Source organism: Sporosarcina sp. FA15 (assembly GCF_051550195.1).
GTDB lineage: Bacteria > Bacillota > Bacilli > Bacillales_A > Planococcaceae > Sporosarcina > Sporosarcina psychrophila.
In genome coordinates this window covers 1,559,175-1,580,436 of sequence record NZ_CP188818.1, presented here as the reverse complement: position 1 = coordinate 1,580,436, position 21,262 = coordinate 1,559,175, and the positions used below count along the sequence as shown (strand labels likewise).

General features: G+C 34.7%; 18 protein-coding genes and 1 pseudogene. 16 read left to right on the top strand and 3 right to left on the bottom strand.

Annotated features, from left to right (window positions below; genetic code table 11):
* Nucleotides 1-61: 61 nt before the first annotated feature.
* A complete protein-coding gene (locus ACP8HG_RS07660; RefSeq protein ID WP_067210178.1) occupies nucleotides 62-304 on the bottom strand; it encodes a DUF2626 domain-containing protein in 243 nt (80 codons plus the stop codon).
* A 321-nt stretch (nucleotides 305-625) separates the two neighbouring features.
* Between ACP8HG_RS07660 and ACP8HG_RS07655 the strand changes: the two genes are divergently transcribed.
* The 4 genes and pseudogenes from ACP8HG_RS07655 to ACP8HG_RS07640 form a co-directional block, all read left to right on the top strand.
* Nucleotides 626-1,261: an ATPase, T2SS/T4P/T4SS family gene (locus tag ACP8HG_RS07655; RefSeq protein WP_438298454.1), complete on the top strand. Its 636-nt coding sequence runs from the start codon at nucleotides 626-628 to the stop codon at nucleotides 1,259-1,261.
* Nucleotides 1,258-1,416: a helix-turn-helix domain-containing protein gene (locus tag ACP8HG_RS07650; protein WP_438298453.1), complete on the top strand. Its 159-nt coding sequence runs from the start codon at nucleotides 1,258-1,260 to the stop codon at nucleotides 1,414-1,416. Before ACP8HG_RS07655 ends, ACP8HG_RS07650 begins: the two co-directional genes overlap by 4 nt.
* 412 nt (nucleotides 1,417-1,828) lie before the next feature.
* Complete coding sequence (locus ACP8HG_RS07645) at nucleotides 1,829-2,242, top strand: hypothetical protein (RefSeq protein ID WP_438298452.1); 414 nt, start codon at nucleotides 1,829-1,831, stop codon at nucleotides 2,240-2,242.
* 1,305 nt (nucleotides 2,243-3,547) lie between these two features.
* Nucleotides 3,548-3,808, top strand: a pseudogene (locus ACP8HG_RS07640) (ATPase, T2SS/T4P/T4SS family); the annotation flags it as partial.
* A 668-nt stretch (nucleotides 3,809-4,476) separates the two neighbouring features.
* Here the strand turns inward: ACP8HG_RS07640 and ACP8HG_RS07635 are convergent.
* Complete coding sequence (locus ACP8HG_RS07635; RefSeq protein WP_438298451.1) at nucleotides 4,477-4,650, bottom strand: hypothetical protein; 174 nt, start codon at nucleotides 4,648-4,650, stop codon at nucleotides 4,477-4,479.
* Nucleotides 4,651-5,018: 368 nt separating this feature from the next.
* Between ACP8HG_RS07635 and ACP8HG_RS07630 the strand changes: the two genes are divergently transcribed.
* From ACP8HG_RS07630 to ACP8HG_RS07585, 10 genes are all read left to right on the top strand, one after another.
* The gene (locus ACP8HG_RS07630; protein WP_438298450.1) at nucleotides 5,019-6,014 is read left to right on the top strand and encodes a CBASS oligonucleotide cyclase; all 996 of its coding nucleotides are present in this window, start codon (nucleotides 5,019-5,021) and stop codon (nucleotides 6,012-6,014) included.
* 13 nt (nucleotides 6,015-6,027) lie between these two features.
* Nucleotides 6,028-6,540, top strand: a complete 513-nt coding sequence (locus ACP8HG_RS07625; protein ID WP_438298449.1) for a hypothetical protein — start codon at nucleotides 6,028-6,030, stop codon at nucleotides 6,538-6,540.
* Nucleotides 6,541-6,544: 4 nt separating this feature from the next.
* Complete coding sequence (locus ACP8HG_RS07620) at nucleotides 6,545-7,750, top strand: AAA family ATPase (RefSeq protein ID WP_438298448.1); 1,206 nt, start codon at nucleotides 6,545-6,547, stop codon at nucleotides 7,748-7,750.
* 20 nt (nucleotides 7,751-7,770) lie between these two features.
* Nucleotides 7,771-9,210 carry an alpha/beta fold hydrolase gene (locus ACP8HG_RS07615; protein WP_438298635.1) on the top strand — a complete coding sequence of 480 codons (1,440 nt, stop codon included), beginning with the start codon at nucleotides 7,771-7,773 and terminating at the stop codon, nucleotides 9,208-9,210.
* Between the two features lie 284 nt (nucleotides 9,211-9,494).
* Complete coding sequence (locus ACP8HG_RS07610; protein ID WP_438298447.1) at nucleotides 9,495-10,112, top strand: zinc metallopeptidase; 618 nt, start codon at nucleotides 9,495-9,497, stop codon at nucleotides 10,110-10,112.
* A 709-nt stretch (nucleotides 10,113-10,821) separates the two neighbouring features.
* Nucleotides 10,822-11,163, top strand: coding sequence for a transposase (locus ACP8HG_RS07605; RefSeq protein ID WP_187045315.1), 342 nt, complete (start codon nucleotides 10,822-10,824; stop codon nucleotides 11,161-11,163).
* Between the two features lie 5 nt (nucleotides 11,164-11,168).
* Nucleotides 11,169-12,020 carry an IS3 family transposase gene (locus ACP8HG_RS07600; RefSeq protein ID WP_187045316.1) on the top strand — a complete coding sequence of 284 codons (852 nt, stop codon included), beginning with the start codon at nucleotides 11,169-11,171 and terminating at the stop codon, nucleotides 12,018-12,020.
* Nucleotides 12,021-12,125: 105 nt separating this feature from the next.
* Entirely contained in the window at nucleotides 12,126-12,395 is a 270-nt protein-coding gene (locus ACP8HG_RS07595) for a hypothetical protein (RefSeq protein WP_438298446.1), read from the top strand.
* 302 nt (nucleotides 12,396-12,697) lie between these two features.
* The gene (locus tag ACP8HG_RS07590) at nucleotides 12,698-14,023 is read left to right on the top strand and encodes a GIY-YIG nuclease family protein (protein WP_438298634.1); all 1,326 of its coding nucleotides are present in this window, start codon (nucleotides 12,698-12,700) and stop codon (nucleotides 14,021-14,023) included.
* A gap of 267 nt (nucleotides 14,024-14,290) precedes the next feature.
* The gene (locus ACP8HG_RS07585) at nucleotides 14,291-16,711 is read left to right on the top strand and encodes an ATP-dependent helicase (protein WP_438298445.1); all 2,421 of its coding nucleotides are present in this window, start codon (nucleotides 14,291-14,293) and stop codon (nucleotides 16,709-16,711) included.
* Between the two features lie 163 nt (nucleotides 16,712-16,874).
* Here ACP8HG_RS07585 and ACP8HG_RS07580 read toward each other — a convergent pair whose 3' ends face one another.
* Nucleotides 16,875-17,378: a hypothetical protein gene (locus ACP8HG_RS07580; RefSeq protein WP_438298444.1), complete on the bottom strand. Its 504-nt coding sequence runs from the start codon at nucleotides 17,376-17,378 to the stop codon at nucleotides 16,875-16,877.
* Nucleotides 17,379-17,543: 165 nt separating this feature from the next.
* Here ACP8HG_RS07580 and ACP8HG_RS07575 point away from each other — a divergent pair, with 165 nt between their 5' ends.
* Complete coding sequence (locus tag ACP8HG_RS07575; protein ID WP_438298443.1) at nucleotides 17,544-18,515, top strand: HamA C-terminal domain-containing protein; 972 nt, start codon at nucleotides 17,544-17,546, stop codon at nucleotides 18,513-18,515.
* Nucleotides 18,508-21,078: a DEAD/DEAH box helicase gene (locus ACP8HG_RS07570; RefSeq protein WP_438298442.1), complete on the top strand. Its 2,571-nt coding sequence runs from the start codon at nucleotides 18,508-18,510 to the stop codon at nucleotides 21,076-21,078. Before ACP8HG_RS07575 ends, ACP8HG_RS07570 begins: the two co-directional genes overlap by 8 nt.
* Nucleotides 21,079-21,262: the final 184 nt, after the last annotated feature.

Below are 21,262 nucleotides of genomic sequence, written 5' to 3'. Positions count from 1 at the left end.
AGTATAGAAAAACAAAAAAACAGCCAATAAAAAAAGGCTGTTTTTTGTATGTACTTTTCTTTTAGTGGCCAGCGCCTGGTACGTGTATAAACGTTGTGTAGTAGCTGAATCCGACCATAAATATCATCAGATATGCTCCGAATAAGTACATGTACATCCGCTCTGTTAGGTTCAAATATCCAAGTAGCAGGAAGAACCCAGTGTTCGCAACAAAAAGAAGTGCGGCTGGCAGCATGTCTCCCATATAAAACATAACTGCGAATATGCCTGTCCAGAAGCCCATCAACTTGAACATGTTATCCATGTGTGCGTCCCTCCTTAATAAAACATTACAATAAGCTCCCATTCATTATAAGGGATAACGACAGCAGATGTAAACTCCAATCGTTCTTTCATTGTGACAAACACGTGTATAAGGGTGATTGTCACGAAAAATGATATTTGCTGTCGAAAAGTGGGGCGAATTTCAAGTATCGACCTCTTTCTGGGGATACACAATTCGACTTTGAGGGAAAGTATTCCAATACGTATTTGTAAGTCGTATACTGTGCCCAAGGATGAATTGCGATTTATCCGACTGGGTTGGATTGAACTTCACTCAACCCAAAAGAAAGAGGGGTGTTCAATGATTAAGAATGATAACGTCGTAGAACAGAAAAGTTTTCGACTATTAGAGAAAGCGATTAAGTACGAAGCGACTGACATTCACCTTGTTCCTATGAAAGAAGGATATGATGTTTCATTCAAAAAAGATTCAAGGCTGAACCGGTCCGGTATTCTTCCCCCACAGTTGGCGGGCCGCATGATTTCATTTTACAAATTCCTATCCTCACTCGACATTAGCGATAAGCGTAAACCCCAAAGTGGTTCTTTTCATAAACAGATACGAGGTGAGAATTATTCTTTCCGAGTTTCAACAATCCCTTCGATTCAAATGAAAGAAAGTGTTGTTATAAGATTGCAAAGGCATGACCAAATCGTTTCAATCGATGAATTATGCATTGAAAAAGAGTGGGCCGATAAATTACGCCAGGCTGTATCAGAGCCGCAAGGGCTAATTATACTGACCGGTCCGACAGGATGTGGAAAAACGACCACTATATACTCTTTAACAGCTCATTGCGTGGAATCGTTTGACATATATCACAATAATGTCCCATCGGAAGTGTCTCAACGAGCTACAGTCGATGAAGTCAATAAGGAAGTGGTTATTCCTCCACAATCTGAGAATCAATCACTAGAATCTTTGAACGAGGGATGACGCAAAAGGATTTAGCGGAACGAACTGGGTTGAGAGCAAATGCGATCAGTGAGATGGTCAATAACCAACGATCTACTATTAACAGAGAACATGCCGTCATTGTAGCGAACGCATTAGAAATCACTGATATGAATATCCTTTGCAGACTGGTGTGAGTGCCCGAACTTCTTCAAGCGTGTACAATATGGACGCCCCATCTGAACAGGAAACTTCGGTAGACCAACAGAGCTTAGAGGGCGACTAGCTCTGCGAGCATGGCCGCGACGTCTGCCATGTACATGATTTGATGTCTTTGTACAACAAATTATACGATATACAAAGACATCAAAGTTAGGACGGCTATTTCAGCTTAATATTTTTGTATGGTTGAAATAACCAATCCATTTAATAATAAATTGGATAATAGTGTTTATTATAAAAGAAATATTTTCCAGTTTATCCTTGTAAATGGTACGAATGGGTGTTAGGCTAAAATAACAAAGGAGGCAGGATTTTCAATAAAAATAACGAAAACAGAAAAAAATATTCTGTAAAATTATAACATTATAAGAAATGGAGGGGTTATCGTTGAAGAAATTTTTTATGGGTATGTTAGCTGTAATATTATTGTTTGGTATGATTATGCCTACCGGGGTGGAAGCATCTGAAAATCTTCAAGAGGTGCATTTTGATAATAAAGAAGAATATGATGAGTCGGTAGAAAATGGTTTGCTTTCTGAATTAACTCCGGTCGATGGAGAAGTGAGTCCGCGAGTAGCTGGAATACCAGTATTTATAGGGGGTATATTAGTTGGTTACATTTTTGATGGGGTATTAATAAATAATACTGGTTTTTCCGGTGGTCAATGGATATCAATATCTATGGATGCCTTTATGTGTTGGAATAAGAGTGGGGTAGTTAATAGGGAATTCCACATTTATCCAAGTGGTAAAACATTATGTAGTTATTCACTAGGTCCTCTTCCACCGAAAAAGGGTTGAGAAGAAAATCCTAAGCAAAAAGAATGTTATGTAGCTGATTAATAATAGCTTTTGCAGTTTATATAGTCTATTGTTATGATACTATTAATTAGACGTGAATTCTTTCTTTGATTCATTTGTTAGGAAGGTGCTAAATTGAAGAAAAAGACCTGGAAATATATAGGGTTATTCGTTTTAGGGTTAGTTACTTATTTCGTTATTTCTTCTGTCTTATCTTATTTCGGTATTGGAATACGTACATAGTATTGGTTTATGTCTTCATAGGACACATAAGGGGAAATAACGCTTGAAAAAGACCTCACTGACCAAGTAAAACTAGACGGATAAAAACACCTTACGTTGAAATTAACGTAGGGTATTTTTATCTGTAGCGATTAATTTTTAATAACCAAATTAATATTGCTATACATCGGTAGTCTTAGGAGAACAAAAAGCCACGGATTATCCCGTAGCTTTAAGCTTTTTCTAAGAGAAAGAAACTATGTATTACTATAGTGTCCTTTTAATACAACTATCAAACCCGTTATTTAGAATTATTTCCTCTTGGACCCTTCCTTCTTTAGCCTTACGTATGATGGAACAGTTCCTCTTATACTTCTTGCACTTCATGCAGCTACTCTCTATAAAGGTGTCATATGACTCGGTGTTACTGAATATCCCCACGAATGGAGCTTTTTTAATACGGCTATAAACCTCGGGTTCTTTGCATCGTATAACACCCTCTGCGTCCTTACTAAGAGATTCTTATCCAATGGGAAAGCCTTGAAACACGAAAGCCATATAAATCGTATGCTGGCAGATACAATGCATTGAAAAAATCGAACTTGAAACACTGTTATATCGTAAGATACGCTGATGATTTTAAATTCTTTGTCGCACTCTCTCGCAAGCGATAAAAATGTATTATGCAGTGAAAGATTTTCTTCAAACAAGACTCCACCTTGAAATTAGTGAGGAAAAATCGAAAGTGGTCAACTTAAAGAAAAACTCATCAGAGTTTTTAGGGTTTGTGTCATGCTAATTTGCATGCAACTTTAGTATACAAGAGGTTATATTATTTATAGTGGCTCCCTGTTCCGCAGAGCCTGGCTCTTTTCTCCGCAACAGGCGGCTCAATTCATCTGCAATATTCACGCCCATCGTCGCGGTGTGTTTCGCGTGCACATTTATAGAAGAGACTTAAATTCTGGTGATGGTTTTTTCAATTGTTTCTTCTTGGGTTAAAGTTCTGATTTATTTTTCGTGTGGCAATTTCGCGATTTGGTAAATCAATATTATTTTCATCTTTTTATACAATCCTATACTGTCAATCATCTAGAACGGCATGTAATCACATTGGAAGATCCTGTTGAAAATAATCATTCACATCTGCTTCAAATTCAAGTAAACGAACGGTCCGGTATGACGTACTCGGCAGGTCTAAAGGCGATATTACGTCATTCACCGGATGTCATCATGATTGGAGAAATACGTGATAGTGAAACGGCAAAAATTGCAATTCAAGCCGCCTTGACTGGACATTTAGTACTGACATCCGTGCACTCTAAAGATCCAGCAGGCTGTTTGTAATCCGTCTGATAGTTTGCGAATCCGTCTTTTGGAAAGCGACAGATTCTTTTGAGCTGCGACAGGTATGGCTTACAAACGTTGATACATCAAGGTTGAAATTCATTTGCGTGAGACAAGCAAATGCTTGCAAAAAATGAAGCCTAAAAAAGTCACAAAGGTTGCGACAGCTTGACATTTCCGTCAGATAATTTGAGACAGCATGGCGATTTAATCACAGAGGTTGAGATAGGATTCTCCGATACAAGGGTTAAAATCAATTAATGAAGCATGGGATGTTGTTAAAACGTCACAGTACGTCTGTATATGGGTTTCTCAAAAGTATCCAGAGGATTTGTTGAGAATTAGTGCGAAGCGTCTTGATGCCTTATGGGCATTCTACCTGTAAGTTGCTAATTTGAAATCCATTCGCTATTAATGATTTCAGGGAATAGCAATACTTAGCGAATCCACGACCCTAAGTTTACCCTAAGAAACATTTTAAATGATTGAATTAATTTCTGAACTTTACCATTTGTTAGGTGTATTGTCAAAATGCTATCTAGTCTTGAAGCATTCTCAGAAAATCCTCTTCGCTTATTATTTTAATTTACTTACCGTCTTTTGCGTATTTCTCAGCTTTTACTAATTTAGAGGATTTATCTCCCTTGATCATCACATTAATAAAATCACCGAAGACCACATAATTTGTTTCTTTTGTTACCCCTTTCTGCCGAACGACACCACACCTCTTTTTGTAAACCAGTACCTATACATACAGATAATGCACCTGTGAAGACTACATTTTTAGCGTAGAATGAATTAGTTTCATTTGCTTCTTTATTGATTTCAACATCAAACATTTTTCCGCTTTAATATAGGAAGAAATAAAATCATCTTGACTTAAACTTCCCAATCTAATGCCTCAGGTTTTACTTATTTCTTCGATATTTTGGACCTCTGCTTCATCCATTAAGTTTAGCAATAATTTTCCGCAGACTATGGTGTCATCTAAGGCAATATGATGATTTTCTTAAGTGATATCGAAGTAGCTGCAAAGAGATTGCAGGTTGTAACTGCCGATACCTTCAATTCTTTTTGATAATTGATAAAGTAGTTGGTTACTTCCTTCGAGTCTTTATTCTCGATTAATGTTGATGATTAAAGACGGAATTTTTCTTGCTCCTTTAAAAATTTGACCTTTTTTGACTAATCGTTTACAATATCAATAATGGACACAAATGTTCTTGTATCAGGACTTAAGGAAGGAAGAATGCGCATGTTATTTACTAATCAGGATTTGAAAAATTTTATTGAAATTAAGGTAAATGTAAAGTCAGAAAAAGTAAATGAATATAGGAAACAAGTAAATCGTTTAAGGGATAATTTAACGGACTATATAAAAGAAAATCCTGATTTCGGTTTAGTAAAAATGCTGCATTCAGGCTCTGTTAGGAAAGGGACAGCCATAAGTACACTTAATGATATGGATGTTGCAATATACGTTAAGCCTGATCAAGTTGAAAATTACACGGAAGAACAAGTCCTAACATATATAAAAGACGGTTTGGTGAAGGCGTATAAACGCTATAATATGACCGAAGATCAATTTAGTATCGGAAGGCATTGTATTAAGGTTTCATTTAAAGGTTCGGGATTAGACGTAGATGTGGTTCCCGTAATTCCAAATGGAGAACCAGATGACAGAGGGCATTTAATAGCTCAGGATACTGGTGAAAGAGTCCTAACATCTATTCCTTTGCATTTATCATTTATTCGGTCAAGGAAAAATAGTAACTCGAATTATGCGACCATGGTTAGAGTGACAAAGTGGTGGAGAAATAAAAATGATTTCAAAATGAAATCATTTTTAATTGAGATGATTTGGGCTCATATAGCCGATAGTGAAGGAATCTCAGATGATATTGTAACTGCATTGCAACAGTTTTATCGGTACATCATTAATACAGAATTGAAAGATCCAATTATTTTTGAAGATCATTACAAAAAATCAGAGGTAACACTTGTAGAAAACGGCATTAATATTTTTGACCCAGTAAATCCAGATAATAATCTAGGAGATAGCTTAGATTATTTAAAGCTTGAGCGTATAATTGACGAAGCTGACGAGGCACTAGGCTCACTATCACTTGCCATTCAAGCCTCTACAAAAAACGTTGCTATTTCATCGTTAAAACAAATTTTTGGAACGTCATTCTCTTTTTAAAGGAGCCCTGCTAATGTCCTATTCATATACCCAATCAAGTACAAAATCGTATACATATGCCAATACAAGATATGTGAACGATAAAATTATTGCTGATTTAACGTACCTCGTAGCTCGTTTTCCAGGGATATTTACTGAGAAGCGTTTAACAAGTTGGAAGAATGATTTTTATCATTGGTTGAATGATGGTTATGCTAGCGTGATTAAAATTCAATTCAAACGAAATAATGAGTGTTTTTATCAAATCGAATACGCGATGAAAGATGATGGTTCGATTGCAGTTGATGATAATGTAGGTAGGTTTCGAGGAATTGACCTATCTGAGTCATCGACTTATGTCGTCGTTGAAACGACGTCTAAATGGCATGAGTTATCGAAAGATGAACAAGTAGAATACAAGGAAACACTTGATTTAAATTGGGGAGAGTCGAATGGGACTACATACGCCAGTGGTCTTTCTCGAACTTCTGATAAACAATATTCGAGTGGTTCTTTAGGTGTGCAACGCTCAATTTTAGGTGGTTAAAATTATGAATATTAACTTAACAGATGAAAAAGGGCATTTAGTCCAAGAATTTGAATATGACTTTGATGCGATGATGATGAAAGCAGAATCGCAAAGCGGCAATGCTTTCTCAAACGCAGTGCAGGTAATTGAACAATCGATTAAGGAGAAGGGTTACTTGAAAAATGCCTCCACTCCTTCAAATATTATAAAATATTTAAAATCGTTTGCAGCGTTTGGATATGCTGAAAAACCTCTAGTCATAAGTGTGAAAAAAATAAATGAGAGAAGTGCGGCTATGATTGATACAGCATCTACAACATTCGAAGAAATCATAAGTCTTCCTAACGAAGAGCTTCAGAAAAGGTACAATCGTTTAGTTGGATTGGACGATATAAAAAGCCTTATTAAAAAAGAAGGAGCCACAATCATGGCTCCAGAAACGCTTCAGAATTGGAGTAAAAGGTTTCACAACAAATCGTTAGAAGCTTTATTATCATTTAGCGACCGCTATCCTTTTTTTATATTTGAAGGAGATGTTGGTACTGGAAAGACTGAATTTGCAATGACTTTTGGTAATGAACTTGCACAAGCCACGAACCAAGAAATCATTTTAGCACGCATGAGTATGAAATCCCGTGGCAATGGTGTAGTAGGAGAAATGAGTAAGTTGATAACAAAATCATTTCAAGATGCCAAGCAACTAGCTACAAGCACAAAAAAACCAGTAATTGTGTTATTAGACGAGGCAGATAGCCTTGCTCAGTCAAGAGAAGAAAATCAAATGCATCATGAAGATCGGGCTGGTGTAAATGCATTAATTCAGGGAATTGATCATATTCGTAACTCAGCCACTCCTATTTTGGTTGTATTCTGTACAAATCGACTAGGTGCACTTGACCCAGCTATTAAAAGAAGGGCAGCGCTTGTTCATACTTTTTCTCGCCCTAACCTTGAACAAAGATATGAAGTTTTCAGAAAATACTTTGATGATATTACCTTAACACCAAAGGAATTAGCTCACCTTGCACAAATGACAGGTGAGAGTGAATCCAATAATTACGGATTTACCTATTCAGATTTATTGACGAGGGTTATCCCTCAATCTGTTTTATATGCCTACCCAGATAAACCATTAACGTTTAAAATTATTCAACAAACTATCCAAACGATACAACCGACTGCTCCTTTTGTCGAACAAAATAATAAAGGGGGGAAAGTCTTGGGGTAAAGTCAGCTAAGCTTTATAAAATTTCAGATTCGAAAAAAAATAGCGTTATTGTTTTTATTCATGGTCTTAATGGTGACCCAATAGATACGTGGAAAAGAGACAGGTTTACAAAGACCCTTCCTGAACTAATTGGTTCAGACCAAGATATAGACGATCTCGATGTGTATTCATTTGGGTATAAAACAGGATTTACGCCTGGACAATATGATTTCAGACAAATAGCAAAACTTCTTCATTCAGACATTATGGCTAAAATCCCTGGAAGGGATATCGTTTTTGTAGGACATAGTATGGGTGGGTTGGTTATACAACAATACATCATTGATCGTTATAAAATGAATGATGAAATAAATCTGAAGCTCATTAAAGGGGCTATTTTTTTATGTGTCCCTTTTAAGGGAGCACCACTGGCAAGCATTTTTGGTAGTTTTAATAAACAGATTCGGTCTTTACAAAAAAGAAGTAACCAACTTAAAGAACTAGAGGAAGAGTGGACCACATATACACTTAGGGGTGGTTCCAAAATTGTACCTAAAAACTTGGTACATTCCATTCCTCAACTGTTAATGTACGGTGCTCAGGATGGGGTTGTCACTGAACAGTCCTCTTCACCACTTCATCTTGATGATGCAATTAAGTATCCTGTTGATGTAGATCATAAAGGAATTTGTAAAACAGATGAAAGTAGCGCAATCTTTAAACACATTAAAACTTTTCTGTTAAACAGCGTGAAAGAAACGAAGATGTCGATGATGCTAAGTATTCAGGGCTATGACAAACAAAAAGGCGATGGAGAGGGAGTCTCCCTAGATTGGACTGCGTACATTAAGTACAAACCGCGTCTCATTCCCACGTGTGAAATTTGGGAAAATCAATTAAATCCTGAATTAGCTTATTCTTTGAATACTTGGGAAGAAAACTGGTCGAAAAAAACAAATAGAATAAGAGTACAAGGCAAGCTGCCTCTTACAGCGGGCATAGCCATTGGAACTCACTTTTCAAAAACGAAAGGAACTATTTTAGAAATCGATCATTATGGAGAATTATGGTCAACCGATAAAATTGATATGACCTATAAACCATATACTGAATATCATTCTGGAAATTCGCAACAAAGTAAGACAGCCATATTAATTTTAAGCGTCAGCAAGGATATTCACTCTGAAGTAAAAGAATTTTTAGGGTTGGAAAATAAAAATTACAGGATGTTAGTCAATGTATTACCTGAAAGTGGTCCGAGTCAAACTTCGATTGAAACAGCAGAACAAGCAGTTGCCTATGCTTCAAAAGTAAAAGAGGTTGCTGAAGATCTAAAAAGCAAAGGGATTAATGAAATTTATTTATTTCTAAACACACCTTTTAGTTTAGCTTTATTCGTTGGACATTATCTTACTGCTATGCCACTAATTCAAACGTTTGATTACACCCTGCCAGGTTATGTGGAGTCATGCAGAATATAAAACCATAATTATATAAATGCATATAGGAAGATGATTTATGTACCAGTAAAGCTTCCTATATGGTTTTTTTTACAAATCAAGCTTTTGGATAATACTTTTAATTCCATATTAACTCTCTAAAATTGGGCTTCTTTTTTTAATACTTAATGTAAATATCAGCGAAAGATAAGCATCATTGTTCAGTATTGAAATCCAAACTGTTTGAAAGTTATAATTTAAAAGTTTTTTTATAAAACATTTCTTTCGATATTTATAACTAAAATAGAAGTTATGGGAGGAAAAGGATGATTGTAGGGAAAGACTTTGCGGAGGAGCTACTGAAACTGCTTAATATCACAAATAAAGAATGTATAGTGAAGTTAAATAACAGAAAAGGATATAGTGAAACTTTATATAAAGCTAAAGGAATTTCGAAAATAATACTTTGTGATGATGATTCAAAAACCAGCAGCATAATTACCGCAGCACACGAGGTAGGTCATTTCATTAACAATCGAAATAATTATAAACAGTATTTAATATTTAAATTAGGAAATTTGGTTTTATTTAGTATCGTTATATTAGCAATACTATTGGTAGGAATAAATCAATATATTTATAAAATTCCTTTATGGATTCTATGTGGAATTATGATCATAAGTTTTTTTTATTCTATTTTGTTAAATACTATTAAAATCAATGATGAATCTGGTGCAAACAAAGAAGCATTGAAAGTGTTATCTCAATACGCTGATATAATTTTTACTTCCAGTAAAGATTGTCGGAAATGGGAGTTAATCCGCAGTGAAACTATGGAACAATTAGAAAGCGGATTACAAAAATATAAAAATAGTAGCTGGATTGTATACATTCTAGGTTTATCACCGACAATCGTTTATATATTACTTTGGATTTTCAATTGACAAGACCATTAAAATCTTTATTGTATCCAAGGGGTGTAGAAAATGGAGCATATTTCATTTATCTTGATACAGTTTTTTTTACATGGTTTGGTTTATTATAGTCTGTATGTGGTCGATAACTTAAAAAAAGCACGACTTAATTACAAATACTAAAAATTTGTCGCTTACTTTATTTCCTTTATAGTCTTTCTTGTTTACACCGTATTGGTAATTGAACATCAGCATTCCAATTTCTTTTCTTACTATTTTATTGCTATGTGGTTGTTAGCATCGAATTTATTATTTTACTTTTTCTTAAAAAAGACCGAAAACATTTGAATATCATCATAAGGAAATAATAATATATCTTAAAGTGAATAATTCAGTAAAGCAACTAAGTGTATAGTAACTGGTTCGGTTATTGGGGAGAGAACGTTAAATAACAACCTAATTGGATAAAAAATTCACATATGAATCGGTGCCTCCTTTTTGTTGTTATATCAATGATTTAGTCAATCTGACTGAATCAATAACACATCAATACACATACAAACTAACAACACCGCATAAATTTATGCGGTGTTGTTAAAGTCATTATAATACCAGCGGATATAAAGAATTAATGAAAGAGTCGAATTTAAGCATTCATCATGGTCGACCCCCTTAAAACGGACAAAATAGGGTATAGAATATACAAAGCCTTATTATTCTATTTAAAGGAGAGGTTATTATGTATATCCGGAAAAAGTTAAAAAAGCGTCGTTCAACATTTGAAACAAAATTATATGCGGTTACACAAGTGATAGAGTTCAACCGAAACAAAAGGCTTGTTGCCGAAGAAATTGGCTTCAGTGTAAATTCAGTAATTAATTGGGTCAAAACCTTTGAACAGCACGGTGAGACTGGTCTTCAATCGAAAAACCCAGACTTACTATCAGATGATAGGATTGAATTAGAACGCCTACGTTGCTTTGAGACGAAATATTATCAACAACAAGAGGAGATTGAAATTCTAAAAAAGTTCCAGGTCTTTCTCAAGGAGAACGAAAACAAAAGTCATATGATGCCATAACTTCTTTGAGAAAGGAATATTCGGTTGAAAGACTTTGCAAGACACTTGGTGTATCAAAAAGTGGGTATTATGATTACATGAAGCGCCCACAACAAGGACCATCAGAACGCGATCTTCGAGATATTAAAGCTATAAAACGAACGTATAATAAGAGCAAAGGTACTTATGGTTGTAAACATATTGCAGGAGAACTTAAAGAAAGAGGCCACATTATAAACCATAAACGCGTGGCCAGATTAATGCATGAATTGAATTTAGCATCTAAGATAAGAAAGGCAAGAATCACTAGAGAAACAAGAACAAACCTTGTTGGCCATGTTTATCCAAATATATTAAATCGAAATTTTGATGTAGATTCTCCGAATCTAAAATGGGTTATGGACCTCACCGAAATCAAAGCAGAGGGCGCAAAACTGTTCATTTCAGCTATTGTTGATTTGTTCAATCGAGAACTAATTGCGCTGGCTGTTGGTTCCAGGCCGATTTATGAGCTAGTGGAAGCTACTATTCATATGGCAATGAATGAACGTGATCTTCAGTCGATGAAAGGCATTCTCTTCCATACCGATCAAGGAAGTGTCTTTACATCACTTCAGCACCATAAGAAATCAAAGGAACTTGGCTTTACGCCAAGTATGTCGAGAAAAGCAAACTGTTGGGACAACGCGGTCATTGAAAGTATCTTTTCTCACTTCAAAACCGAATTTGATTTTCATTATCCTTTGAATAATTATGCACAGGCTAAAATCGACTTACTGGCCTTCCGCAACTACTTTAACGATGAGAGAAGCCAAAAACGTTTAGGGTATAAGACACCTAAAGCCTTCTTGGAAGCGCACTTGTTACCTCAAAGCTAGTATTTAACTGCGTCCGATATATAGGGGGCAAACCATCATCGTAGACCTGATATTCTGCTGGAGTGGGTAAACGAAGAAAATACTAAAAGATATTCAATTATCGAAGTGAAACGATCGCAAAACAGGGGTTATTTAGCTGATGGTGTATACAAGGTGCTTGGATATTTAAAAGATTTTGAGATTCCTTTGCATAACTCACCCGATTCAGTCGGACTGTTGGTCGGCTGGAAGATTAAAGGGTTGCAAAACCCGAAAGAACAAAAAGAAGTCTATACGTCTGATTGGGAAAGACTTCCCTTATACTTGAACCAATTGGAAAATAATTTACAGAAATTTTTATTAAGCGATCCATCACAACATGTTACCCAAGTCTAAAATGACTTGGTTTTTTATAGTTTGACCTGTTTAAATGATTAATTATGCGACATGAAAATGTATTTTAATAGCCCACCCAATTGAGTGTTACAAAACTATAAATAACATCGCAAACACAAAGCAAATAACACCAAATTCAAGTACAAATTAGGATAGCTTTTAGTTTGTCCTTTTTTATATGTTAATAGAAGGAAACTAATTATTGACATGATATAATTATTGAAAAGAGCAGATTATTTTAATAAGACGTTAGGAAGTTGCAGCAGAAGAGATTAGTTAAAAAGGGGGTTGATAAAGTGGGTATGTTTGGCAAACTATTCGGGAATAAAAAACAAGCAAAGCACAATGATAATCAAAAGGTGTTAAATGAAAAAAAGGAACTGCTAAAACATGATAAAAAGAAAGAAACAGCTAAAAACGACAAGGACATTGGCGTAGGCATGGGTCTATCTTTAAATATCTCATCTGATAAAAACGGATTTTCTATTTCCTCATTACCCGTGGGTGTTTCTACTGGAAGTGCAGCCACAGATTTTTATGTATATGTATGGTTTATTAAAGATACTGGCGAAATATTCTATGTCGGAAAAGGACGGGGCAACCGTTATAAAATGTTCCACGAACGAGCATATGAAGCTGAAAAAATTCGTGAAATGTATGATACTGCCTCTCGCTTTGTTGAAACTGGACTAACCGAAGAACAAGCAATAGAGCTAGAGAGTAAAGAAATGACACGAATATTAAATGAAACAAACGATAGACTAACGAACCGTATAACACCACTCTTCACTAAAAGGGATAATGGATATAGTCGCAGTTCTGAAACGCCTGAACTACAATTTGAAACAGCTCCATATCTTTACGCAAGTGAGATAGAAGAGCATTACTTTGGAATACAATCCCGATCGTTTGATGAAGTTATGTACGAAAATTTAAAAGCGGTGGTCTTCATCACTCGAAGTGCAAGAGATGAAATTGGTATAATATATGGCGGAGAATTTGACAAGTACCAAGATGAAACAAAGGCATTATTATCTACAAACGGCAGCAAAATACTTAAAAGCAAGTTTGCAAAATCAGTGACTGCATGGATATATATTGGTGACGATTATGTGACGAATTATGAAAACGACCAAGAGCAAGCATTAGAGAAGATAGGGCAGAACATACCAACTTTTCATTTAATTGATGTTTGGAAGTTCTTAAAAGAAAAGCTTGGAGAAGTTGAAACAGTTTCAAAAGAAGAGATACCGATTAATCCAATCCACAATCGAGTTCCACTAAAAGATGTGAAAAACCTATCCAATTGGGATAAAGGCTTTGATGAAGGGATGCCATATTGGGAAAAAGGCGATAAGGAGCGAAAAGCTCGTAACCTTGAAAGAGCTATTGAGTTATTTGATATAGCACGATATAACGGCTACAATGCTCCAGCATTATATACATCGTATGCAATGGCATATCGAAGACTCAAAGACTTCGACAATGAAATTGCAATCATTGATGAAGCGATTGAACGTTTGCAATCAGAAAAAATTAATGTAAACGAAACTACCATTATGGAATTAAAAGAGCGCCAAGAAAAAGCTTTCGCATTAAAACAAAAACAAAATTGTTCGGAATGTTAAAAAGTAACCATCAAATAAGATAGATCCATTCACCTGTGATAGGCGGATGCCGATATCCTATTGATAATAAATATTTGGTTTCAATTTGAAAGAAGGAAATTTTTTATTAAGCTATTCCACCATGTTCATCTATTCATTCCATCATTATTACCTCTATTTTAGTCCCATGTACATAGTGCATGGGATTTCTTTTTCGGGAGTGCTAGTATAGTATCTATATATAAAGCAGTAATTTAATATCTTGATATTTTGTATAAGGAGAAGAAAATGAAAATAATTGATAACTTATTGGGTAAAACAAAATTTATTAATGAAATCAATCGACTGAATGACCAAATATCCTCCCTGGAATCTGACAATCAACATAATGAAAATATTGTTAATGATTTTCGTCAAAAGCAGAATAAATGGAACGAAGCTATGTCGAAAGTGGATGGATTATTAAAAAGAAAAAATGAATTAATCGAAAAAATGAAGAATGAGATAGACAAACAGAGATCGGATTTAACTTGCAAAAAAAATGAATTAAATAAACAAGAAGAAATGATTCTAACATACTCAGAACTTTATGGTGCTATAAAAGTTAAGGATCAGATAGAAAATGATGAAGCAATTTCGGAGTTCGATGAAGATAAAGGATTCTTCGATTTTTTGAAAGTTAAAAATGGGAACAATGACTTCAATCACGACCAGATTAATGCAATTCGTTATGACATGAAGAAGAATCTCCGAATAATTGCTGGGGCGGGAAGCGGAAAAACCCAAACTATTTGTGCAAAGGCTGCTTATTTAGTCCTGATGAAAAATGTTCGTCAAGAAAATATAGCTATGTTAACTTTTACTAATAAAGCGTCTGAAGAAATGAAAGAGCGCGTCATAGATTTTTTAGGAGCTGAAAATACCAATATATCGGTAGGGACATTCCATTCGATTTTCCAAAATTTATATTGGGAGTTGATAAGGAAATTTCCTTATATAGAAAGTATGGGTGTTAAGGTCGGGGATCCCAAAAAAGGTGAAAATGAATATAAAAAATTGTTAATTAAACTTATCAAAAAGTTCAATTTGAAATTGCTAAATGAAGGTGCGAGTGAGAAAAGTTTATTTGAGAAAATTGGGTATTGGACTAATATGGGTTTTTCATATGAAGAAATGACTCAGTACGTGGAGAAGCATTTCAACGATTTAGAAGAGAGTAATGATTACCCAATAAGCATGAGATTTAAAGAAATGATGAGCGAAATGAATCAAATTCGTAAGGAGAGAAATATAGGAGTTTTTGATGATCACATGCTTAATTTACTTCAGGCGTTACAAGAAGACAATGAAGTAAGAGAATATATCCAACAGCGATTTCAATACATCTTTATTGACGAATTTCAAGACACGAACCCTCTTCAAATGGAAATTATTAAACAAATATGTCCCCCTAACCAAGAAGAGGGAACTAAACTAATCATTGTAGGAGATGACGATCAAAGCATTTACTTTTTTAGGGGAGCGGAACCAAAGTATATAAAAGAATTTGATAAGATGTATGTAACGCATACTCTTACATTGATGATGAATTATCGCTCTATTGCATCTGTTGTACAAGCTGGAAACAGAGTAATTAAGTATAATGAGGGTAATCGAATACCGAAGGATATGGTCCCGTTTAAGAAAACTGAAGGTGATTGTTTTATTCGAGCATTGAATAACCAAGAAGAAGAGGCTGAATGGATTATTCAGCAAAGCCGAAAATTGGGGATGAACCAATTGGAAAACCAAGATAAAAATACGGCGGATTATACAAAAAGTGTAATTCTTTATCGCTCAAATACTCAAATAAAAACAATGTTAAATCAATTAGAAAGTCAAAATATACCTTTTGTAATTGAAGCCAATGAAGATCTTATGGGTATCTTCAATTTAAATGAATTCAAAAAAGCCTTTTTAAATTGGAAAAAGTTTATTTATGAGAATGATGATAAAATATTTAGATGGAATCAAATTATCTACCAAACAGCTTTCTCATTTTACAAAAACAAACATGAGGTAAATTCATTTTTTAGAAATAAAGGTTTATTTGTCAAGCCAGAAGAAGCTGCTGAATTTATCTGCAATGGAAAAAATAAAGTAAAGAAAGATGTAGTTATAACATATTTGGAAGACCTAATAAAGTTGAAAAACCAAGAGGTAATTCCAGTATCTAATATTATCAAAACATTCCTTTCGTTTCCATTGGTTGAAACAAATCTAACAAAAGAAGAGATTAAGTGGATAGATAAAGAAGCGGAACAGTTCAAAACTTGGAATGAAATGATTCAGCGTCACGATTCCTTAATAAAGAAAAAAGAAGATATGAAAGACAAAATTAAGGAATATCATAAGGGGAATTATAATGCGTTGTATCTATTAACCATCCATAAAAGTAAAGGATTATCTTTTGAAAATGTATTTTTGATTGGCGTGCACAATGAGGGGCTACCAAGTAAGCGTGCAAAAGAAATGAATCTGACTGAAATACAAGAATGTATTGAGAAAGCTGAACCTCCTTCAACTAAACAAGAAGAAAGGAGACTAATGTATGTAGCTGTAACTAGACCAAAAAAGAATTTGTATATTACATTTCCGAAGATGATTAATGGTAAGCCAACTAAGAGATCTGAATTTTTAAAAGAAATTAATTTACCAATAAATCAATAATAACCTCTTTGAGAAATATTAATTTATATAGAGGTGCTCTAGAACTTATGGGAAGCGGATCAATTTTAAGTTGATATCCGCGTCCCCTTTTTATTATAAGGACTTTTAGCTGTTAATTATTTTACATTTATATAATTTAATAGATGCGAAATAATTTTAGACTTTACAATAATTTTAGTAATCCGTTTCTTTTTGACCAATCATATAAATAATTCTTTATTTCCTCAACCCTAAGACTTGCAATTGTTTTTCCACTTCTTTTTCCTATTAATGAATCCATTTTCATAATTTCCTGGATAATGTTTTCTGAATCGGGATATTCATAAGAGTCATGATACCCTGGATTCAACCAATGCAAATAAATATGGTAATCATTATCATGAAAATACTTTAATGTATTTAATGCATCTTTTTTAAATTGTATTGAGCATAACGCAATTTCTGGATTGTAGTTAAGCTGAATAATATCCTCGACCCTTTTCCCGCGTTCTTGAGGTGAGCCATTTATGAGGAATACATTGGTGTACTCATTATTTGGACCAACCTTTAGTATTCTTTCCGATTTCGGAGTAGTTCTAATGTTCTTATCATTGAACAATACTTTCCATGTTTCAGATTTCCCTGAGTTTCGCTGCCCCATAACCGCTATAAGCAATTTTTTAGTCATAATGACCCTCCTAGTATATTTAGAACTACTTTATGGTTTAACTAAGAGAAAGATGTCACATTTTCAGTAAGAACCTTTAGAATATTCGACCTAATTATTATGCATCAATGTATGGTATACTAATGGGAAATTATCTAAAATATCTATTTTTATAGGAGGTTAGACATGCTTGCTAAACCTTTAACAAATATGACTGATGATATAGAACAATTATTGGAGAATCTTATCCGTGGAAATAGAAATGAACTAGACGCATTTTTAACTGAAGTCAAAGTGAATGAAAAATTATTAGACACAGAGACAAATGTACATTGCTTCATGATTGGGCAGGATGGAAGCGATGTCCCTAGGGTAGAACCTTTAGCAATTGAAATTGCTACAAGAGTTCTTGATTATGCTATTCCTAGGTCTGAAATTGAAAAAGCGAAAAAAGCAGATGACATAGAAAATACTACAACAAACATGGTCAAGTTAAAAATGAAAGCAAAAAGTCTATTTACATCTATCCCCAATACTGGGGAGGGTGGCGAAATGCTCCTATACATGTTGGTTCAAAGCTTTCTTGGATTCCCTCAATTGCTATGCAAGATGCCTTTGAAAACGAGTAGCCAAGTTCATTATCATGGTTCAGACGGAATTCATGTTGGTTATGACAAAGATAGTAAAAAGCTTGCTATTTACTGGGGGGAGTCGAAACTTTATCAATCCATCGATAGTGCTATTACTAGTTGCCTAGATAGTATTAAGCCATTCTTATTCGATGATGAAACCTCGGGTCCAACATCGAGAGATATGCAACTGATAACATCGAATCTAGACGTGATAAGTGAGGAACTCGAAGAAATCCTCTTGAAATATCTTAATCCAGCTGATCCCATGTATAAAAAGCTTCAATATAGAGCTGTTTGTTTAATAGGTTTTGATGAGGGTTGTTATCCCAAAGGTCCAAACGAGAAAATTGAGGAACTTGTAATGGAGGATATTAACAAATCGCTAGCTAATTGGCACAATAAAATTAATTCGAAGATTAAATCGAGACATCCACTTGATACATTCAAAATAGAAATATTTTTGATTCCATTTCCTTCGGTGGGCAAGTTTAGAGATTTCTTTTTGGGGGGACTACAACATGTCTAAAGAATCGCTAGCAACGAAACTATATAATTTGGAGGGGTTTCAGGAATTATTGAGACCCTTGCTAATTGACTCGGTTAGCGGTCAATTTAACAGACTGGTAAAACAGAAGGTGGAACCTGAAATAGACTGGAGTTATTTATTGCTTTGCAGCAGCATACTGGCACAATCTACAAAATCAGCACATCAAGATGCAGCGTATAGAATCGCTCAACATTGTCTAAATAGCGAAGATACTATTGAGGCTCAAAAAAATGCTGCAATTGTAATTTTTGATTCAATGACAAACCACCCTTCGATAAATCTGGCTATAAAGAAGAATTTAATTAAAGAAGACTATAAGAATTCACTGCCCCTACCTGTAAAACTTGAAATGATTTCAAGGGGGATGGAATTTTCTATCTTTGACTCAGAGGAGAATAAATTATTGCCTATCAATCGATTTCAAAATGATGTAATGGAGGGGTTTAAGCACTCGAATAATTTAAGCATTTCCGCTCCTACTTCCGTCGGGAAGTCTTTTATTTTGCTACAAATAATTAAATTGCAGATTGAAAAAAATATCAATAATACTATCGTATATGTAGTACCAACGAGATCTTTAATCCAACAAGTTCAAGAAGATATTCAGGAAATGCTTTTAGAACATAAAATAAGCAATACATACGTTACTTCGGTACCAGTAATTCCTGAAAATACAAAGGGATTAAACATAGTATTTGTTTTGACACAAGAAAGGTTGCAATGGCTTTTAACCGAAAGTAGTTTATTTACTCCAGATATAATTTTTATAGATGAAGCTCAAAAAATCGGTGATGGAACTAGAGGGATACTGCTCCAACAAGTTATAGAAGAAATAAGGCGGCGTTCCGATGAGTCAAAAATTATATTTTCAAGCCCGATGACATCAAATCCAGAAATACTGCTTCCTAAGACAACCAACGAATTAAACAATACCGTTGAAACTGAACAAGTAATAGTCAATCAAAATTTGATTTGGGTTACACAGATTTATAGAAAACCGAAGGAATGGGATGTTAATCTATGCTCGGGTGAAGAGACAATTTTTCTTGGGAAATTAAATCTACAAGAGAACCCAAGACAGGCTATGAAAAAGCTACCAACAATCGCATATATGTTGGGTTCCGTATCGGGTGGAAACATTATTTATGCAAATAAGCCTTCCGATGCTGAAAGTATGTCGGGAATTCTTTGGGATCTTATTGGTGAAGAGAATGAAATTGTAGATGAGGATATCGAATCGCTAATAACCCTCATTAAAACGATTATACACAAGGATTTTGCCCTTATAAAAGTTTTATCAAGGGGTATTGCTTACCATTACGGAAACATGCCACTAATCATAAAAAATGAAATCGAAGCCCTTTTTAAAACAGGGAAAATTCGGTACTTGATATGCACTTCTACTTTAATAGAAGGGATGAATCTTCCATCAAGCTCTATTTTTGTTCGTGGACCGCGAAAGGGCATCGGAAAACCTATGGGTGAGGTTGATTTTTGGAACTTAGCTGGTAGGGCTGGTAGGCAAGGAAAAGAGTTTCAGGGGAATATAATATGTATAGAACCCAACAAAGAAGATGTATGGCAGACTCCACCTCCTAGAATCAGGAGAAAATACGAAATTGAAAAATCAGTTGATAATGTTATAGAAGATACTGAACACTTAATTGACTACATCAATCGTGGAACCCCGAGAGAGGAATTAAGTAAATGGACTGATTTGGAATATGGTTTTGTCTATTTGGTAGGTGAAAAACTTAGGCACGGAGATTTGAATAATTCACCTTTATTAAGCCATCATTCCAAGGACGTTATTGATGAAATTAATGACGTAATCAGTCAGAAAATGAAGGAAGTCGAAGTGCCAGAAGATATATTATTGAGACATCCAGGGATAAGCCCGCTTGCACAACAAAATCTTCTAGACTTTTTTCGTAGCCAGCGACAGATACAGAATTATTTCCCTATCGATCCTTATGACTCCGACGCATTAAATAGGTTTATGCTCATCATCGGTACGATAAGCGAATATTTATCGGGTGATCACCCAGGTGCCACATACCCTTACGCCAGACTCATTCATGATTGGGTGCGTGGACACAGTTTATCAAGAATCATAAATAGGAATTGGAATTACTGGAGAGAAAGAGGCGATAAATCAATAAATAGAGTCATCAGAGATACTATGGGAGACATAGAAGAATACGCAAGGTTTAAATTTATTAAGTATTCATCTTGCTATAACGATGTTTTAAAGTATTATGTCGAAAGCGAAGTTGATCCAGAATTATGGGGTGATATTCCTAATATGAATATTTGGCTGGAGTTTGGTTCATCTATTGAAACTCAGATTTCATTTATGAGCTTAGGACTGTCACGCTCTACTGCAATTGCCATTTCAGAAACAATAAGCAGAGACAACTTTACTCCAGAAGATGCTATCGAATGGCTTTTATTGAATTATCGGAATATCAATCTATCCCCAATTATGATAAAAGAAATCGTTAAGGTAGTTAGTTTTTATGAGCAAATAAGAAGTGAATAAATTGGAAGAGCATAATAAAGTAAAGTTAATTAGATGAAATGCTTTCGTTAAAACAGCGGTAGGTATTGGTTTCTAACTAATGCGTAAGGCAGAAGGGGGGCGTGCTATCTTCTTACTTGTTCAACTAACGGGGCAGGTTAGTTCAATAAAGGATGCTATAATAAACTTTATTATTTTACTGTTT

What these genes read in the sequence shown, in the direction of transcription:
- ACP8HG_RS07590 (WP_438298634.1), top strand. Translation starts at nt 12,698, where the DNA reads ATGTTTGGCAAACTATTCGGGAATAAAAAACAAGCAAAGCACAATGAT.
- ACP8HG_RS07605 (WP_187045315.1), top strand. Translation starts at nt 10,822, where the DNA reads ATGTATATCCGGAAAAAGTTAAAAAAGCGTCGTTCAACATTTGAAACA.
- ACP8HG_RS07635 (WP_438298451.1), bottom strand. Translation starts at nt 4,650, where the DNA reads ATGTTTGATGTTGAAATCAATAAAGAAGCAAATGAAACTAATTCATTC.
- ACP8HG_RS07570 (WP_438298442.1), top strand. Translation starts at nt 18,508, where the DNA reads ATGTCTAAAGAATCGCTAGCAACGAAACTATATAATTTGGAGGGGTTT.
- ACP8HG_RS07655 (WP_438298454.1), top strand. Translation starts at nt 626, where the DNA reads ATGATTAAGAATGATAACGTCGTAGAACAGAAAAGTTTTCGACTATTA.
- ACP8HG_RS07585 (WP_438298445.1), top strand. Translation starts at nt 14,291, where the DNA reads ATGAAAATAATTGATAACTTATTGGGTAAAACAAAATTTATTAATGAA.
- ACP8HG_RS07580 (WP_438298444.1), bottom strand. Translation starts at nt 17,378, where the DNA reads ATGACTAAAAAATTGCTTATAGCGGTTATGGGGCAGCGAAACTCAGGG.
- ACP8HG_RS07660 (WP_067210178.1), bottom strand. Translation starts at nt 304, where the DNA reads ATGGATAACATGTTCAAGTTGATGGGCTTCTGGACAGGCATATTCGCA.
- ACP8HG_RS07625 (WP_438298449.1), top strand. Translation starts at nt 6,028, where the DNA reads ATGTCCTATTCATATACCCAATCAAGTACAAAATCGTATACATATGCC.
- ACP8HG_RS07620 (WP_438298448.1), top strand. Translation starts at nt 6,545, where the DNA reads ATGAATATTAACTTAACAGATGAAAAAGGGCATTTAGTCCAAGAATTT.
- ACP8HG_RS07650 (WP_438298453.1), top strand. Translation starts at nt 1,258, where the DNA reads ATGACGCAAAAGGATTTAGCGGAACGAACTGGGTTGAGAGCAAATGCG.
- ACP8HG_RS07610 (WP_438298447.1), top strand. Translation starts at nt 9,495, where the DNA reads ATGATTGTAGGGAAAGACTTTGCGGAGGAGCTACTGAAACTGCTTAAT.
- ACP8HG_RS07630 (WP_438298450.1), top strand. Translation starts at nt 5,019, where the DNA reads ATGGACACAAATGTTCTTGTATCAGGACTTAAGGAAGGAAGAATGCGC.
- ACP8HG_RS07575 (WP_438298443.1), top strand. Translation starts at nt 17,544, where the DNA reads ATGCTTGCTAAACCTTTAACAAATATGACTGATGATATAGAACAATTA.